Raw genomic sequence first — 16,703 nt, 5'->3', positions numbered from 1 at the left:
GTCACATACGTACGTTCGACCATAAACATCGACAGCCCAGCAAGGGAACGCGCGTATCTGTGTCCATCGGAGCATAGCGCAAACCACGGACGGCGGTTCTCTGGCCACCACCTCACGAGGCATCCCGCGTGCACCCGAAACCAGTCATCGCGTGAAATCACCCGCCGCCGCACAGATCTTGTCCGGCGTGCTATCTCCGAAGGAGAAAATGCTTCACACGGCGTGCAGGGCCACGAAGCCACGGTGCCACACGAAGGACTGCGCGCGCCGCAGGCGTCACTCCTGTGACGAACCTCGCGGCAGGAGGAGGTCCCTGGTTCTTCGCGCCGACGGCAGACCCCGGACCGTGTGCCTTCCGTACGGTGCCGCCCTTCTGTGCGGTCCGGCGCCGCGATGCGGACAGGTGCTCGGTGAACAGGATCGACAGATCAATGAGTTCTCGTGCGTCATCGACCGTGGGCGCCGGAGAGAACTCGCCCGGGAGCGAACTTGTCGCCATCTGCCGGTATAGAACAGTGAAGTCATATGACAGCTCCCTCTTCGCAATCTCGCGCGATCCCGAGGACAGCGTTGCATAGAGGACCGGGTCAGCGGCAACCTCCGCGATACGCGCCGCGATGCCAGTGACATCGTCGTGGGCTGCGGAAACGACTCCTCCGTTCCCCTCTGCAAGCGCCAGCCACGGACTCCGGTACATCACAACGGGCAGGCCTCGCGCTTGTGCTGCGATCATCGGGCCCGGATACCCATCGGCGATGTCGGTGCACAAGAACACGTCACACGAATCAATCGCCGCTATCAGGCTCTCGCCGGCGACCGATCCGGTCACACCAATTCGTGCGCCGACCGCGGACCCTCGCGTGAACACCTTCAGCTTCTCGGCGCTCACGGCTCCGCCATCCGGATCCAAGACGCGGATTCGGAAATCCACGCCGCGTCGTTCCAGCTCTGATGCGATCGCAAGCACGCCGGGCACTCGATTCTTCGGCCGCTCGAGACGACCGCACCACATCAGCTCAAGCGCTCGCCCCGTAGGAGGCGTTTTCGCCCGACCCGTCGCTTCGAGCTCCCGCAAAAGAGGAGACGGCGGCACGGGCAGGTAGGACACGCGAGGCATGCCCCGCAGTTTCCAGTAGGCGACATCCAAGCGAGAGGGGACGATGAGATGCTCCAGAGCGTGAACGTACTCTCTCTGATGCTCGAGGTCGTTGCGCCCGAGGAGAAGGGACCGTAGCGCGAAACCGTCCGTCCATCCGATCGAGGGAACCCCGGCGACGCGCGCTGCCAGGGCGAACGCCGGAGCATGCTTGGATTGCGACCATTGGCGATCGATGACAAGATCCACCCCCTGCGTTCGACATAGAAGAACGCGTTCCGCGAGCTGATCTGCCAGCGAACGCCCGGTGATTTCCGCGAAGTCGGCGCCCCCGGGGACGATCCATTTATCAACCACTCGTCGCCGAGCAGCAATCGTCACTTGAAACCCCGCGCTCAAAAGCCATCGAGCTTGCGACAGCAACGCACTCGAGGCGTGACCGCCATCGACGATGTTCGTTGTCAGGAGGATCCGCGTCACGGGCCGCCTGTCCAGGGCTATCAGGTCGGCGTACCTGGCGAGTGTGAGGACGGCCTCGGGCCGGAAAGAAGCGGTTGCTTGAACGATCTCATACGGCGAAGCGCAGGTGTAGAGATGCTCGAACGCCGCCCTCTTGAGATCTTCGCCAGTGTGCTCCGCGAGATAATACGTCGTGTAGCCGATGATCGACATTCGAGCAGACGCATAAGCCGACAGAATGAGGTCGGAATCGTCGCCCTTGCTCGACAGCTCACGAACGGCAGGCTCGATACTGTCGATGGATTGAATTGCGCTAGAGTAAAACTTGACCCATTCGAGATCACGAACTTTCTGTCCGCTACGTCCGAGACCAAAATTGTATCGATAGAGACGATCCGGAATCGAGTCATAACTGGTAGCGATTGCTGCCGCAAGGAAGGCAATCGGCAGGTCGTTAGCTCGCGGAAGTACGAGACCTTCTGGAACGAGTTCGTAAGCCTCAACGAGAAGCTTCGTGCGGAAAAGGTACCGCCACAGTGTGCCCTGCGCGGGTTTCCCCACCGGGAAAAGCTGACGAAGCACGTCCGATCCCGACAGCGGACCGTTTCGGGGTTGCAGGCCCGCTTCGAACTTCCCGCCCGTTCGGCCGTCACGACCCACGACGTCGACACCGAACTGGACAAGGTCGACGCCAGTCGCCGTGGCCTTCGCCAGTGCTCGTTCGGCGGCATCGTCGGCAAGCTCATCGTCCCCGTCAAGGAACAGGATGTACTCCGCACGGGCCGCGAGGATGCCCGCACGCCGCGCTTGGAACGCTGACCGATTCTCCTCCTGACGAATCACGACGATCCGAGAGTCGCTCTGAGCGTACCTTTCCGCGACCTCGGCGGTGTCGTCCTCCGACGCATCGTCGACCACGATGATCTCGATCTCGGACAGCGTCTGCCGTAAGCAGCTGTCTAGGGCGCTCGCGATCAAATCTGCATCATTGAACGCCGGCACCACGATCGACACGAGCGGCGCTGTTTCCATTGAATCTCTGCTCTCGGTCCTCTGCGGCTGTGTTTTCATGAATACGATCTGACTTGAATATGCTGAACGGTCTAATGCAACAGGAGATTTTTCTTCACGCGACGAGCGAGCGGGCGCAGCCAAGGAACTCGATCGATCACGTAACGTCCCGCCGGCTCCAGCTTCCGTTCAACTCGCGTGCCCCATGACGGAGCCTGCGCCAGCGCTCGAGCGCTTGCTTGCGGGCTCTTTCGACCGCGGGGCTTCGGTGCCGGCCCCGCGTCCTTCGAACCCGCACTGTTCTCCGCGTAGAAGATCAAGAGATTAAGCAGCTCTTGACCATCCTTGAGGTCGGGATCGGGAGAGAATTCCGGAGGAAGAGATCCAGTGAGGAGCTCACTGTACAAATGCGTGAAGTCATAGGACGCCGCGCGCCTCGACGCCTCGATCGAAGCACGCGACAGATCTTCATACCGGTCGGGCGCAGCCGCAAGATCCAGCACCGCGTTAGCAAGGCCGTGCGCGTCGCCCTGCGGGACCGCAATCACTGCCGGATTGTCCTGCACGAGGGCCAACCACGGCAGGTCGTACATCACAATCGGTAGACCTCGTGACTGCGCCTCCGCTAGCGCGAGCGGATAGCCCTCGATCATGCTCGTGTTGACGAAGATGTCCGAGGCATCAATCGCATCGAGCAGGTCTTTCCCGTGCTTCGGTCCAGCGATGTCGACTAGCCCCTCCAGCCCGCGGTTCGCAACGAGTTGAGCCAGACGGGCCGCCTTGACATCACCGTCCGGCCCGATGACTTGCATCTGGAAGTTCGCACCGAGTCGCTTGAGCGCCACCGCGATGTCCAGGAGTTGAGTGACCCTCTTCGTCCGCTCCTCCAGCCGCCCCCACCAGATGATTCGCATCGGGCGGTCTCGCGGCGCGAGCTTCGGTTCGACGGCGCCCCGCGACCCCAACAGAAGAGGCGAAGGCGGATTCGGCAGGTACACCGTGTGTTTGATCCCGCGCAGCTTCCAAAATGCCACGTCCAGCGGGGACAGTACTACCAGCTGCGCAAGCGCGCTCAGATTCTTCTGGAGCAGGGTATGCAACTCATTAGAGTTGTATGTCGGTCGAAGCGCGAAACTATGGATCCACCCGATGGTCGGGACTTGGCATGCGTGCGCGGCGAGAGCGAAGCCCGGCCAATCTCTCGAATACAACGTCCTGTGATCGACAACGACGTCGATCTCAGCCCGCCGGCAGATCTCCGCCCACTGTAGCAACCGCGCGCTCACGGACGAGCCCCGGAGCTGGATCAAAGTGGCCCCCGCGGGCACGAGCGCCGGGTCGGTCCCATCCCGGTGCGTGACGATCGTTACGTTGTAACCGGCGTCCAGCAACATCCTTGCTTGCGAACGAAGGACGCCGGACACACCCCCTGTCGTCAATATGTTCGTCGTGAGGAGGACATTCCGTACTGGCTTGTGCCCCAGCTCGATGCGTTCCGCGCGCTGGGCCATACGCTCAAGCACTTCAGGCGCGACCGTCGCGGCGGATACGACGATGTCGAGCTCGGTCGCGAACAGCCGCAGCTCCGCTTCCAACTCAGCGTGAGCCTCGTCCGGCACCCTTTGAAGGATCTCCAGGGCGTTGCCGATCGCTGCGTACGAGATGAACTCGAACCCGTCAGTGATCGGTTCCGGATTTGCACTTGTCCGCGCCTGCATCTTGACGGCGGGGGCGATGCGATTAAGTGAGTCGATCGTCTGAAGTGCGTGACGGAACTTCTCGATAGGGTCGACGGAATCCCGAGTCTTGTCCTGATTAAGGATACGGCGATAGGCGACGCCCTTTACCGCAGTGTACACTTCAGCGGTCGCACAGGCCAAGAAGACGACCGGAGCATCGTCCCTTAGATTCGGGACGATGCTCGCTCCGATGCCGGAATACAGCGCGCGGAGGAAATCGGTGCGGAACATAAACCGCCACATGTGCTTGTCGACCGAAACGTCTTCGGGAAACAACGTCCGCACGATGTCTTCGGACCGCATTACCCTCTTTCGAGGGCTCAGTGGACGTCCTGCGCTCTGGCTACCCCCTATCGCCCGTATCTCCACTGTGCCGAACTCTACGATGTCGGCGTTCACTTCCTGCGCATGTTGCAAACATGTCGCAGAGGCGTTCTTGTCCAGTTCGTCACCGGGCGCCACGATGAGGCTGTAAGCCGCCTGCGCCTCGGTGATTCCGCGGCGCTGAGCCTCCGGCTCGGCCGTCTCGTCAGCGACGTGGACGACTCGCACCCGAGGATCCGACGCTGCGAACGCTTCGAGGTCGGCCGTTGATCGGTGTGCGACCGTCACGCAGATGACCTCGATGTCAGCGAGCGATTGGGAGGTGCAGGAGCGCAGCGTGGCGTTGATCTCCCCGGTGTCGTGAACGATAGGAACGACGATGGATACGAGCGGCGTCGTGGTCATTGAGCTTCCGAAAGTAGTGGTCGTGGTCGAGACCGGCTCAGCGCGATGCCGCGGCGGCCTTCAGAACTGATACGTACTGGGCCGCGATGGTGTTCGGATTCCGTGCATCGAGTTTGGGACGGCCCACTGGAGGGGCCGACCGGATTTGCTGAAGGGCGAGTTCGAGTCCTTCCGCGGTGAGACGACCGTCATGAAGGCGCACCCAGCCGCCACCCACTTCGTCGGCGATGGCCCTTGTCAAGGGCGTCTCCTCCACAAGCACGGGTCGATCGAGCGAAAGAGCAAGAAGGATGACCCTCATCGACTCGTAGGTGTCCGGTGCGGCCACGACCACGATCTCGGCCTGAGTCAGCTCCATCAGGCGGGCGCTGTCGGAGAGGTCGCCATCGATCAACGAGACCCTGGTCGAGTGCCGCGTCAGAGTTCGTTCGAATGACGCGGTGAGCGCACGTGGAACCTTGCCGACGACATGAAGCGTACAACCAGGGAGGTCGGCAATGCCGAATACTTTCAGCGGCGCTTCATACGAGGGATCGACGCCCCCCATCGACAGGAAGACAAGCCGCCCCGGCACTACCTGTGCCAGCGGATGACCCAGGAACCTCTCACGGAAATGGCTGTGCTCAATCACGGTCACAGCCCGTGGATCGGGTACCGCCATGAACGGATCCATTGCGATGAACGACGTCGTGGCTCTGTTCAGGATCTCTTCCGCCCGAGTCGGGTTCTGCACGCTATGCGCCGGTTCCGCGTATAACGCCCGGACGAGGGCGACGTTGTGCCGCCGCAGCGATCTCACGAACCGACTCGCGTTTCGGACCTGGAGCTGTTCCGGGTCGCGCCGATCACCGATGACTGGGGTCACGGCGGTGAGAAGGACGACGTCGGTGTCATGCAAGTCCGCGAGGTTCTCACTGAACGTGAAGTCGATGTCGCGGGGCGCACGGCCGCCAGAATCATCACCTTGAAGCTGGTCCACGAACTGTGAGCGATGAGATGGAGCTCGAGACGACACCTGCACTCGGACCGCGGCCTCGCCCCTCGTCGTCGTAGCGCCCGCGGCCCGGGGTCGACTGTGTCGGCGCGGGCGCACGGCAACGAACTTGAGCATCACGTACCCATATTATACTAGGTGTGGTGGCCAAGAACTCCGTACAGCACGTGTTCGCTCAACTGAGCGGACAAGACGACAACCTCGGCGACTCCGTGTTGCGCGTCGCGTATCTGGAGGCTCTCCGAGGCCTCGGTCGACACGTTCATGTCTTTCTCGGGCCGGCTTCAACCGACTATAGGTCGGCGTTTACGCTTTCGTCCGACGTCACATTCTACGAGAATCGCGCGCAGTGGATGCGTGCAGAGCGGGCCGCGACCAGGCCCGTGCACGCGTTTAACGCAGGCGAATTCAACCCTCGCCCAGGCGACGTCTTTCCCAATCCGCGTCGCGCAGCAGAATGTCGACGAATACTGGCTTCAGGCGGCGCTCTCGTCGTCGCGGGGATCGGCGTGAAGAGCGTGGATAATGCCGCGAGGGTGACCTTCGATTCCTCGTTCCATAACGCATCAGTGTTCTCCTGGCGGGACCAAGGTTCGCGAGACGCAGCAGGATTCGGCGAGTTTGCTCCCGATTGGGCCTATGCGCTGGGCACCCCAGTCGATGGATGGGCACCCGCAACGGAACGGACACTTCTCGCGATCACTCTGCGGTTCGACCGCCCCTGGCCGGGCGAAGCGTGGCTAGCCGCGGTACGCGCGTTCGCAGCGTCAACGGCGACGCGAATCGTCACGTTGGCGCAAGTGGCTCGAGACGCCCCTCGTGCCGTACGCCTAGCGGAAGAGCTCGGTGGCGAGTACTTGATGCCGCCTAGCATGCGTCACGACGATCTCGATGCGCATGCGCGTGCTGTCTATCAGCGCGCGCTGGCCGTGATCAGCGATCGCGCCCACGGGTTGATCATCGCCGCTACCGAGGGGGCGTATCCAGTGGGGTCCGGCAGCAATCCCGAGAAAATCGCCAGGTTGCTCGTCGCAGTGGGTCTTGGCGCACTCGTGGGCCGATACGACGAGCTCCCCGAGTTCGCGGCGAGGTTCGAGTCGCATGTGGCCGGACTCGCTCCTGCGATCGACGGCGCGCGAGCAGATGTAGCCCGCCTCACAGCCGAGATCCGCACGGCAATGGACGCGGTCGCCTGACGGGATCTATAGGGTCGTTGCAAGCCCGGATCTCCGACCAGCGCCGCGTGAGAGCGATCCTGTCATATCCGAGCAGAGGGATCCGAGTTCAGGACGGGCTTCCGGACAACGCGTCGACAGCCGAGTAGCCGTTCGGATTCCGTGACTGCCAACGCCACGAGTCTCGGCATGCTTCGTCAATTGTTCGAGTCGCGCGCCAGTCGAGTTCTTTGTTGGCCTTCGCCGGGTCGCAATAGCTGACTGCGACATCTCCTGCACGCCTCGGCATGATCTCGGTCCGGATCCGCCTCCCGCAAGCTCGCCCGAATGCATCGATGAGCTCGAGAACACTCACCGGCCGCCCCGTTCCAAGATTGTATGTATCGCAACCCGGCGCTGCGTGCACGAGCGCAGCTACGTGCCCCTCCGCCAGATCCATCACATGGATGTAATCACGCAGGCCCGTCCCGTCGGGTGTGTCATAGTCATTCCCGAAGATCCCGACGCGGTCTAGCGCTCCCACCGCGACGCGCGCAATGTATGGCATGAGGTTGTTGGGCGTCCCTGCAGGATCTTCCCCAACGAGCCCTGATGAATGTGCTCCGACGGGATTGAAGTATCGAAGGTTCACCGCCCGAAGCCGAGGATCCGCGGCAGCTGCGTCCGTGATGATCTCCTCGATCATTCGCTTCGTCTTGCCATACGGATTGGCGAGATCGAGGCCGGTAGGGGTCGTCTCCCGCAACGGCAGTGCTTCCGAATACCCGTAGACGGTGGCTGAGCTTGAAAACACTATGGTCGCGATGCCTTCGCTCTCCATCGTCTCGAGGACGGCCAAAGCCGAACCGATATTGACTCTATAGTATTCCAACGGATCAATGACCGACTCAGCCACCGACTTGAGCCCCGCAAAGTGAATCACGGCATCAATCGGCGAATTCTCGCGGACAAATGACTTAAGACTCTCTGCGTGACATGCGTCGCCGATACGGGTGGGAATCTCTTTTCCGACGATCTGCCGAAGTCTTGCGACCGCCTCAAGGCTTGAATTCGCGAGATTATCGAAAATCAACGCCTCATGCCCCGCCTCGGAAAGCGCAATAGCCGTGTGAATGCCAATGTAGCCGGCCCCGCCCACCAGAAGTACTCTCACTCCACGATGGTAACAGCCGCACGCTCTTCGTCGTCGGAAGGCCAGTGGGACGATCCGCCTCGACCGAGCCACGCAAGCCGTGAAGCCCCGAGGAAGTCAACGACCAGCGGAGAGCTCGGAGCCATCGTCGACGCCGCGACCCTTAAGGATGCCGTGCATGTCCGCATCGAGATGGATGCGACCGGCAAAGCCGTAGCCTTCCCTGATTTTGCGGCTCTTTCAGCTCGGCGTATCCGCGGATGCTGCGCGAGTCGGCCCATGACCAACCCGACGCCCCGCGCCTGGCAGGCATCTATGCCGCCGGAGTACCAGTAGTCCAGTATGCTACCCGCGTGAGCCAGCACCCCTATGTCGGCCTTCCCTCTCGTGCGTTCTGGAAGCAGGCCGTCTCGGAGCGAAACGCGATGGAACTCGAGGAGGTCTACCTTCCGCGATTCCCGATCTCCAAAGACGACGTCATCGCTGCGGCGGGTAGCTGCTTCGCTCAACACATCGGTAAGCAGTTCAAGGTCCGCGGGTACAACTATCTCGATGCGGAGCCCGCGCCCCCGCTGCTACCGGAAACAGAACGGCAGAAGTTCGGGTATGACATCTACTCCGCCCGATATGGGAACATCTATTCGGCGCGACAGCTGGTGCAGACCTTCGCGCGAGCGCAGGGGGATTTCTCCCCGTTGGACTCGGTCTGGAGCGAGAACGGCCGCATCTACGACCCGTTTCGCCCCACAATCGAGCCAGATGGATATGCCGACCTTAGCGAGATGCGCCTGCATCAGGCCGCACACTTCGATGCTGTGAACAGCCTTCTTCGGAGGGCCGATCTGTTTGTGTTTACGTTCGGCCTCACGGAAGCTTGGGAGAACTTGCATGATGGTGCGATCTATCCGACCTGCCCCGGCACCCATCACGGAACATTCGACCCCGAGTCCCACCGGTTCGTGAACTTCCGGTTCTCGGATGTGCTCTCGGACTTCGAGGAGTTCATCTCCCTTGCGCGGTCTATCAATCCGGAGATGCGCTTCCTCCTCACGGTCTCACCGGTGCCGCTGGTGGCGACTGCATCGGGAAACCACGTGCTCCCGGCCACCTACGAGTCGAAGTCGATCCTTCGGGCGGTCTGCGGCGAGCTCTACGAGAAGTACGACTTCGTCGACTATTTCCCGTCATACGAGCTCGTGTCATCCCATCCGATGAGGGCGTTGGCTTTCGAACCGAACTTGCGGACCGTTTCCGGCGCCGGAGTTGCGCAGGTCATGGACACGTTCTTTCGCGCGCATGGCGATGAGGGCGCCGCACCGCTCGCAGCGCTCGAGGCGCCTGAGGCGGTCTCGGACATCGCCCCGCCCGATGATGACACCGTCTGCGATGAGTTGGTTCTGGAGAAGTTCGGACGATGACGAAGCTGATGGTCGTGAGCACGTCGCACGCCCTCGCGTTGCGCGCCGGGATGGAACGACTTGCGCGCAAGGATCCCACGCGTTACCAAACCTCGTCGGAGACGGACACTTGGATCGTTGGCGACGATCACGTGCGCGTCTTCACTCTTCGCTCTGCAAGGTTCGAGCTCTCGGACTTCAGCACGGTCTCCAAGGGACACGTCCACCTCACCGGTGATCCGGCGCGTGCGATGCGCCGCGCGATCGGGACAGATCGCTTCGACCCGTCGGTCGTCTGGGCGTTCGTCAACATCGTGAACACTCATCGGCTGTTCCAGAACCCGATGTGGCGCACATATGCGCCTTCTGCCCTTGGACGCATAGGAGAACGCACTCCGCTCACCGAGGCCGCACTCCGCAAGACGATCCTGGCTGATCAGGGTCCGATACGCGCGTTTTACGCCCGTCTCGCTGCAGCCGGCGTGCCAATCGTCGCCGCCGAGGTGCCTCGTTTGCGCGGCGATGCCACTGTCCTGCGCCATGAGGACGATCGCCGAGTGGCTCGATGGATCGACGACCTTAATCGGGCGGAGTGGAACACGTACCTGGAATCGCTGTCGATTCCCGTCGTCCACGTACCGGAAGAGACTGTTGGTACAGACGGCTTCCTCGCTCCGGAATTGCGTAGCCTCGATGTGACGGCATCCGGAGTGCCAGACAAGCATCACGCCAATCCCGAGTGGGCCATGAGCTATTTGCCACCGATTCTCGAAGAGATGTCGCGGGCGGCCACCACCTTCTCTCTCTGATCGAGTTCTCCCCTTGGTCGATGCTGACTGGTTGGACGTGGTGGTCGCTGCATTCCCATCCGCTCCCATCGCCGGGCCCGCCACGGAAACCACTGGACTACCGGTATAGTGGTTTTGTGCCTGCCGAGATCGCCAGCGATTGTGCCATCGCTTCGTCCGTGCGGATCTCGGAGGCGGCCCCTGTCCGCATAGGTGCGCGAACAAAGATCCTGCGCGGCGGCGAATTGCTCGGCCCGATCGAAATCGGCGTCGGCGTTTACATCAACCGTGATGCCTATATTCGCCCCAACACGACGATCGGCGACCGCGTCAACATCGGTCCATTCGTGCGTCTCATCACGGATACTCATGAGATTGGTTCGTCCTCACGCAGGGCGGGCCCAGGACGATTCGACTCGATCACGATCGGAGATGGCGTCTGGATCGGGGCCGCCGTGACGGTTCTCGGCGGCGTCACGATCGGCGCGGGCGCTATCGTGGCGGCCGGCGCCGTCGTCACCGCCGACGTTCCTCCGAACACCATGGTGGGCGGCGTGCCCGCCCGTGTCATCCGGTCACTGGATCATCACCCGATCGCCGAGGAACCCTCTCATCAGCAACCCACGAGGCGCCTACTTTCCCGGTTCCTCGGGCGCTCGCTCTGAACTCTCGATTACCCGGCAGGCCACCATTGCGCGCCTACTACCGTGGCTCCGCGGTCGCCACGCGGCGCTCCCACAGCTCACGCTCGATCATCGTCCGATCACGCGCATGGATCATGGCGCGGAGGATCATGGCGACCAGGAGCCCGATGTACCCGCCCGTCGTGTTCGCGAGGACGTCGAGGATCGTGGAGACGCGATTCTCCAGCGCCAGCCCCTGAGTCGCCTCGATTCCGGCGGAGAACGCCGGAAGCAAGAAGACGGCGAGCCACCACCCCTTCCGTGGCAGCGCCAGCCCGAGGAGGAAGCCCAACGGGACGAACATCCCGACGTTCGCGGTGAACTCGAGCTTGTCGTAGCCGAACCACTCCGGCACACCGACGTTGTGCAGCATCCGCAGCACGCGCGTGGCGATCCCGTCGAACTCCAGTTGCTCCGGGGCGGGCCACATCGTCACGACGAGCACGAACGCCGTGTACACGGCGAGCAGCACGCTCGACACCCACAGCCGCGCGAAGCTCCGCGGCGGCGGCGGACCGACATACGCCCCAGTCATGATCTCCCCCTCGCCCCGCACATCGCCTCGATGCTATCGAGGCCTGCCCGTGAGGAACCTGCGCCCGATCGTTCTAGTTGACTTATCGACTAGCAACCTGTTCACTGGCCCCATGACGCTGTCGCGCATCATCCTCGGGTTCCTGTCGATCCAGCCGATGTCCGGATACGACCTCATGCGCGCCTTCGCGACCTCCGCCGCGTACTTCTGGCACGCGGACAAGGCACAGATCTATCGGACGCTGGCCCGGCTCGTGGACGACGGCCTCGCGCGTACGGAGGTGATCGCGGGCACACACGCGCCGGACCGCGTGCTGCACCACCTCACCGATGAGGGCAGGCTCCGCCTCCGGGACTGGCTCGCCCAGCCAGGCACTCCGCAGTCCACGCGCGACGCCTTCGTCGCCCGGATCTTCTTCGCCGGGGAGCTCGGGGACGCCGAACTGCAGAGCCTCATCGCCGCAAGAGTCGCGGAGACGACGGCGGCCCGGGACGCGCTCGAACGGATCCGCGCACAGACGCCCGCTGCCGATCCCGCCACGGACCGCGCCGCCTGGCTGCGGGCGATGACGCTGGATCAGGGCATCCGAGAACACCAGGAGCATCTCGCCTGGCTCGAGCGCCTGCGAAACGGAATCGAAGGAGCGGAATCCGCATGAGCCACTCCGTACTCTTCCTGCACGGCGGCACCGTCGGCGGCTGGAGCTGGGCGGACCAGCTCCAGGCCTTCTCAGACCGCGATCCGATCGCGCCGGACCTGCCGGGCTACCTGTCGCGGCGTGACGAGCCCTGGGGCAGTCTGGACGACGTGTCGGATCGCCTCGCGGAGGACCTCACGCGGCGAGGCCAGGGACCGGTGGACGTGGTCGGTCTCTCCCTGGGCGGCGTCGTCGCACTGCACCTCGCCGCCCGGCACCCGAACCGGGTCGCCGGCGTCTTCGTGACCGGCGCATCGGTGCTCCCCTACCCGTGGAGCATGCGGGCGGCGAACGCGTTGCCGCTCGCGCTGTGGAACAGCCGATTCCTCTGGGCGGGCATGATCCGCGCGTTCGGTCTTCCGGACGAGGACGCCGCGCGGATCCTCGACGCCAGCCCGCCGATCACCCGAGACAAGGTCCGGGAACAGCTGCGCGAGGTCTCCCCGGGCCATCCCACCGACATCGGCCGGATCGCGGCTCCGCTCATGGCGGTCGCGGGCGAACGCGAGTCCCGCTACTTCCACGACAGCGTGCGCGCGGTCCGCGCCGCCCGCCCTGACGCACAGGTCGGACTCGCCCCCGGAATGCACCACGCGTGGAACGGCGAGGACCCGGCGTTGTTCAACAGGATCCTCCGAACGTGGCTCGACGATCGCGCTTCGCATCCGGATCTGCTGCCGCTTCCCTGAGCGCCGTCCGGCCGACCGCAGACACGACGAAGGGGCCGGATCCGAGGATCCGGCCCCTTCGGGCGGTAAGTCAGAGGACTTACTTGATGACCTTGGTCACCGTGCCGGCGCCGACGGTGCGGCCACCCTCACGGATCGCGAAGCCGAGGCCCTCCTCCATGGCGATCGGCTGGATGAGCTCGACCGACATGTCCGTGGTGTCGCCGGGCATGACCATCTCGGTGCCCTCGGGCAGCGAGATGACGCCGGTGACGTCCGTGGTGCGGAAGTAGAACTGCGGGCGGTAGTTCGTGTAGAAGGGGTTGTGGCGGCCGCCCTCGTCCTTGTTCAGGATGTAGGCGGTGCCCTCGAACTCCGTGTGCGGGGTGATCGAACCCGGCTTCACGACGACCTGGCCGCGCTCCACGTCCTCACGCTTGGTGCCGCGGAGGAGAAGACCGCAGTTCTCGCCGGCCCAGGCCTCGTCGAGCTGCTTGTGGAACATCTCGATACCGGTGACGGTCGTCTTCTGCGTCGGGCGCAGACCCACGATCTCGACCTCGGAGTTGATGGCCAGGGTGCCACGCTCGGCGCGGCCGGTGACGACGGTGCCACGGCCGGTGATCGTGAAGACGTCCTCGATCGGCATCAGGAACGGCTTGTCACGGTCACGCACCGGGTCCGGGATGTTCTCGTCCACGGCGTCCATGAGCTCGACGATGGAGTTGACCCACTTCTCGTCGCCCTCGAGAGCCTTGAGGCCCGAGACGCGCACGACCGGCACGTTGTCGCCGTCGAAGTCGTTCTTCGACAGCTGCTCGCGGACCTCCATCTCGACGAGCTCGAGGATCTCCTCGTCGTCGACCATGTCCGACTTGTTCAGCGCGACGAGCAGGTAGGGAACGCCGACCTGCTTGGCGAGGAGGATGTGCTCCTTGGTCTGCGCCATCATGCCGTCGGTGGCGGCGACGACGAGGATCGCGCCGTCCATCTGAGCAGCACCGGTGATCATGTTCTTGATGTAGTCGGCGTGACCCGGGGCGTCCACGTGAGCGTAGTGACGCTTCGGGGTCTCGTACTCGACGTGCGAGATGTTGATCGTGATGCCGCGCTGACGCTCCTCCGGAGCGGAGTCGATCGACGAGAAGTCACGGACGACGTTGACGTCGGACGGGTACTTGTCGGCGAGCACCTTGGAGATCGCCGCGGTGAGCGTGGTCTTGCCGTGGTCAACGTGACCGATCGTTCCGATGTTGACGTGCGGCTTGGTCCGCTCGAACTTGGCCTTAGCCACTGGGTCCTCCTCAGGACGTTCGTGTAGAGCTGCCGGGCGCTGGATTGCGACCGGTTCCCTACGGATTGGTTTCTCAGTTTAGTGGAGAGTCGGTATGAAGTTGTGGGGTGTCCGGGAGCCGCACGATGCGCGGCTCCCGGACGCAGGGCGTTACTCGCCCTTGGTCTTCTGGATGATCTCCTCGGCGACCGCCTTGGGGACCTCCGCGTAGCTGTCGAACTCCATCGAGTAGACCGCGCGGCCCGAGGTCTTCGAGCGCAGGTCACCGATGTAGCCGAACATCTCCGACAGCGGCACCGACGCGCGCACGACCTTGACGCCCTGGGCGTCCTCCATCGACTGGATCTGGCCACGACGCGAGTTCAGGTCGCCGATGACGTCGCCCATGTACTCCTCCGGCGTACGCACCTCGACCGCCATGAGCGGCTCGAGGAGCACCGGGTTGGCGCGACGGACGGCCTCCTTGAAGCCCATCGATCCCGCGATCTTGAACGCCATCTCCGAGGAGTCGACGTCGTGCGAGGCACCGTCGAGCAGGATCGCCTTGACGCCCACCATCGGGTAGCCCGCCAGCGCGCCGGTCGCCATGGCGTCCTGGAAGCCCTGGTTGGTCGGCTCGATGTACTCGCGCGGGATGCGGCCACCGGTGACCTGGTTCTCGAACTCGTACGACTTGTCGGCCGTGACCTCGAGGGGCTCGATCGTGAACTGGATCTTCGCGAACTGACCCGAACCACCGGTCTGCTTCTTGTGCGTGTAATCGTGCTTCTCGACGGCCTTCTTGATCGTCTCGCGGTACGCCACCTGGGGCTTGCCGACGTTCGCCTCGACCTTGAACTCACGCTTCATGCGGTCCACGAGGATGTCCAGGTGGAGCTCGCCCATGCCCTTGATGGTCGTCTGACCGGTCTCGGGGTTGAGCTCCGTGCGGAACGTCGGGTCCTCTTCGGCGAGCTTCTGGATCGCGGTGCCCAGCTTCTCCTGGTCGGCCTTGGTCTTCGGCTCGATCGCGACCTCGATCACCGGCTCCGGGAAGGTCATCGACTCGAGGACGACCGGAGCGCTGATGTCGGCCAGGGTGTCACCGGTGGTGGTGTCCTTCAGACCGATCACGGCGTAGATGTTGCCCGCGGTGAGCTTGTCGACCGGGTTCTCCTTGTTGGCGTGCATCTGGAAGATCTTCCCGATGCGCTCCTTCTTGCCCTTGGTCGAGTTGATGACCTGGGCGCCCGACTCGAGCTCGCCCGAGTAGACGCGCACGTAGGTCAGACGACCGAAGAACGGGTGCACGGCGACCTTGAACGCCAGCGCCGCGAAGGGGTCCTTCGCGTCGGGGTGACGCTCGATGACCTTCTCCTCGTCCTTCGGGTCGTGCGCCTCGATGGCGGGCACGTCCAGCGGGGACGGGAGGAAGTCGACGACCGCGTCCAGCATCGGCTGCACGCCGCGGTTCTTGAACGCCGAGCCGCAGAGCACCGGGTAGATCTCGTCGGCCACGACCAGCTTGCGGATGGCGCCCTTGATCTCGGCCACGGTCAGCTCCTCGCCGCCGAAGAACTTCTCCAGAAGCTCCTCGTCGGTCTCGGCGACCGTCTCCAGCAGCTGCTGGCGGTACTCCTCGGCCTTGTCCTTGAGGTCCGCGGGGATCTCCTGGACCTCGTACGAGGCGCCCATGGTCACGTCACCCTTGGCGTCGCCCGGCCAGACCAGCGCGCGCATCTCGATGAGGTCGACGACGCCGACGAAGTCGTTCTCGGCGCCGATCGGCAGCTGCAGCACGAGCGGCTTGGCGCCGAGGCGGCTGATGATCGTGTCGACCGTGTAGTAGAAGTCGGCCCCGAGCTTGTCCATCTTGTTCACGAAGCAGATGCGCGGCACGCCGTACTTGTCGGCCTGACGCCACACCGTCTCGGACTGGGGCTCGACGCCCTCCTTGCCGTCGAACACGGCGACGGCACCGTCGAGCACGCGGAGCGAACGCTCCACCTCGACCGTGAAGTCCACGTGTCCGGGGGTGTCGATGATGTTGATCTGGTTCTTGTTCCAGAAGCAGGTCACCGCGGCGGAGGTGATGGTGATGCCGCGCTCCTTCTCCTGCTCCATCCAGTCGGTGGTCGACGCACCGTCGTGCGTCTCGCCGAGCTTGTGGTTCACACCCGTGTAGAACAGGATGCGCTCGGTGGTGGTGGTCTTACCGGCGTCGATGTGAGCCATGATGCCGATGTTGCGGACCTTGCTCAGGTCGGTGAGCACGTCTTGTGCCACAGGAGTGTCCTTATCTCGAGGATTCGTTCAGTGACGTTTCG

General features: G+C 63.5%; 13 protein-coding genes. 6 read left to right on the top strand and 7 right to left on the bottom strand.

Annotated features, from left to right (window positions below; genetic code table 11):
• Positions 1–190 precede the first annotated feature (190 nt).
• From V6R91_RS11785 to V6R91_RS11775, 3 genes are all read right to left on the bottom strand, one after another.
• Complete coding sequence (locus V6R91_RS11785; RefSeq protein ID WP_336395550.1) at positions 191–2,587, bottom strand: glycosyltransferase; 2,397 nt, start codon at positions 2,585–2,587, stop codon at positions 191–193.
• Positions 2,588–2,658: 71 nt separating this feature from the next.
• Positions 2,659–5,034, bottom strand: a complete 2,376-nt coding sequence (locus V6R91_RS11780) for a glycosyltransferase (protein WP_336395549.1) — start codon at positions 5,032–5,034, stop codon at positions 2,659–2,661.
• Positions 5,035–5,071: 37 nt separating this feature from the next.
• Positions 5,072–6,013 carry a hypothetical protein gene (locus tag V6R91_RS11775; RefSeq protein WP_336395548.1) on the bottom strand — a complete coding sequence of 314 codons (942 nt, stop codon included), beginning with the start codon at positions 6,011–6,013 and terminating at the stop codon, positions 5,072–5,074.
• Between the two features lie 158 nt (positions 6,014–6,171).
• Here V6R91_RS11775 and V6R91_RS11770 point away from each other — a divergent pair, with 158 nt between their 5' ends.
• The gene (locus tag V6R91_RS11770) at positions 6,172–7,224 is read left to right on the top strand and encodes a polysaccharide pyruvyl transferase family protein (protein WP_336395547.1); all 1,053 of its coding nucleotides are present in this window, start codon (positions 6,172–6,174) and stop codon (positions 7,222–7,224) included.
• 88 nt (positions 7,225–7,312) lie between these two features.
• Here the strand turns inward: V6R91_RS11770 and galE are convergent, their stop codons facing one another.
• Positions 7,313–8,356, bottom strand: a complete 1,044-nt coding sequence (gene galE / locus V6R91_RS11765; protein WP_336395546.1) for a UDP-glucose 4-epimerase GalE — start codon at positions 8,354–8,356, stop codon at positions 7,313–7,315.
• Positions 8,357–8,688: 332 nt separating this feature from the next.
• Between galE and V6R91_RS11760 the strand changes: the two genes are divergently transcribed.
• From V6R91_RS11760 to V6R91_RS11750, 3 genes are all read left to right on the top strand, one after another.
• The gene (locus V6R91_RS11760) at positions 8,689–9,753 is read left to right on the top strand and encodes a GSCFA domain-containing protein (protein WP_336395545.1); all 1,065 of its coding nucleotides are present in this window, start codon (positions 8,689–8,691) and stop codon (positions 9,751–9,753) included.
• Complete coding sequence (locus V6R91_RS11755; protein ID WP_271062569.1) at positions 9,750–10,541, top strand: hypothetical protein; 792 nt, start codon at positions 9,750–9,752, stop codon at positions 10,539–10,541. The genes V6R91_RS11760 and V6R91_RS11755 overlap by 4 nt, the downstream gene beginning before the upstream one ends.
• Before the next feature lie 116 nt (positions 10,542–10,657).
• Positions 10,658–11,185: an acyltransferase gene (locus V6R91_RS11750; protein ID WP_336395544.1), complete on the top strand. Its 528-nt coding sequence runs from the start codon at positions 10,658–10,660 to the stop codon at positions 11,183–11,185.
• Positions 11,186–11,222: 37 nt separating this feature from the next.
• On the opposite strand, the gene V6R91_RS11745 is transcribed toward V6R91_RS11750, so the two are convergent.
• Positions 11,223–11,738, bottom strand: coding sequence for a VanZ family protein (locus V6R91_RS11745; RefSeq protein WP_336395543.1), 516 nt, complete (start codon positions 11,736–11,738; stop codon positions 11,223–11,225).
• 112 nt (positions 11,739–11,850) lie between these two features.
• Between V6R91_RS11745 and V6R91_RS11740 the strand changes: the two genes are divergently transcribed.
• Positions 11,851–12,396, top strand: coding sequence for a PadR family transcriptional regulator (locus tag V6R91_RS11740; protein WP_336395542.1), 546 nt, complete (start codon positions 11,851–11,853; stop codon positions 12,394–12,396).
• A complete protein-coding gene (locus V6R91_RS11735) occupies positions 12,393–13,124 on the top strand; it encodes an alpha/beta fold hydrolase (RefSeq protein ID WP_336395541.1) in 732 nt (243 codons plus the stop codon). Before V6R91_RS11740 ends, V6R91_RS11735 begins: the two co-directional genes overlap by 4 nt.
• 79 nt (positions 13,125–13,203) lie before the next feature.
• On the opposite strand, the gene tuf is transcribed toward V6R91_RS11735, so the two are convergent.
• A complete protein-coding gene (tuf, locus tag V6R91_RS11730) occupies positions 13,204–14,397 on the bottom strand; it encodes an elongation factor Tu (protein WP_067247212.1) in 1,194 nt (397 codons plus the stop codon).
• 150 nt (positions 14,398–14,547) lie between these two features.
• Positions 14,548–16,662, bottom strand: coding sequence for an elongation factor G (fusA, locus tag V6R91_RS11725; protein ID WP_336395540.1), 2,115 nt, complete (start codon positions 16,660–16,662; stop codon positions 14,548–14,550).
• Positions 16,663–16,703 lie beyond the last annotated feature (41 nt).

Source organism: Microbacterium sp. CCNWLW41 (genome assembly GCF_037083505.1).
This window is presented reverse-complemented; position numbering and strand designations above follow the sequence as displayed.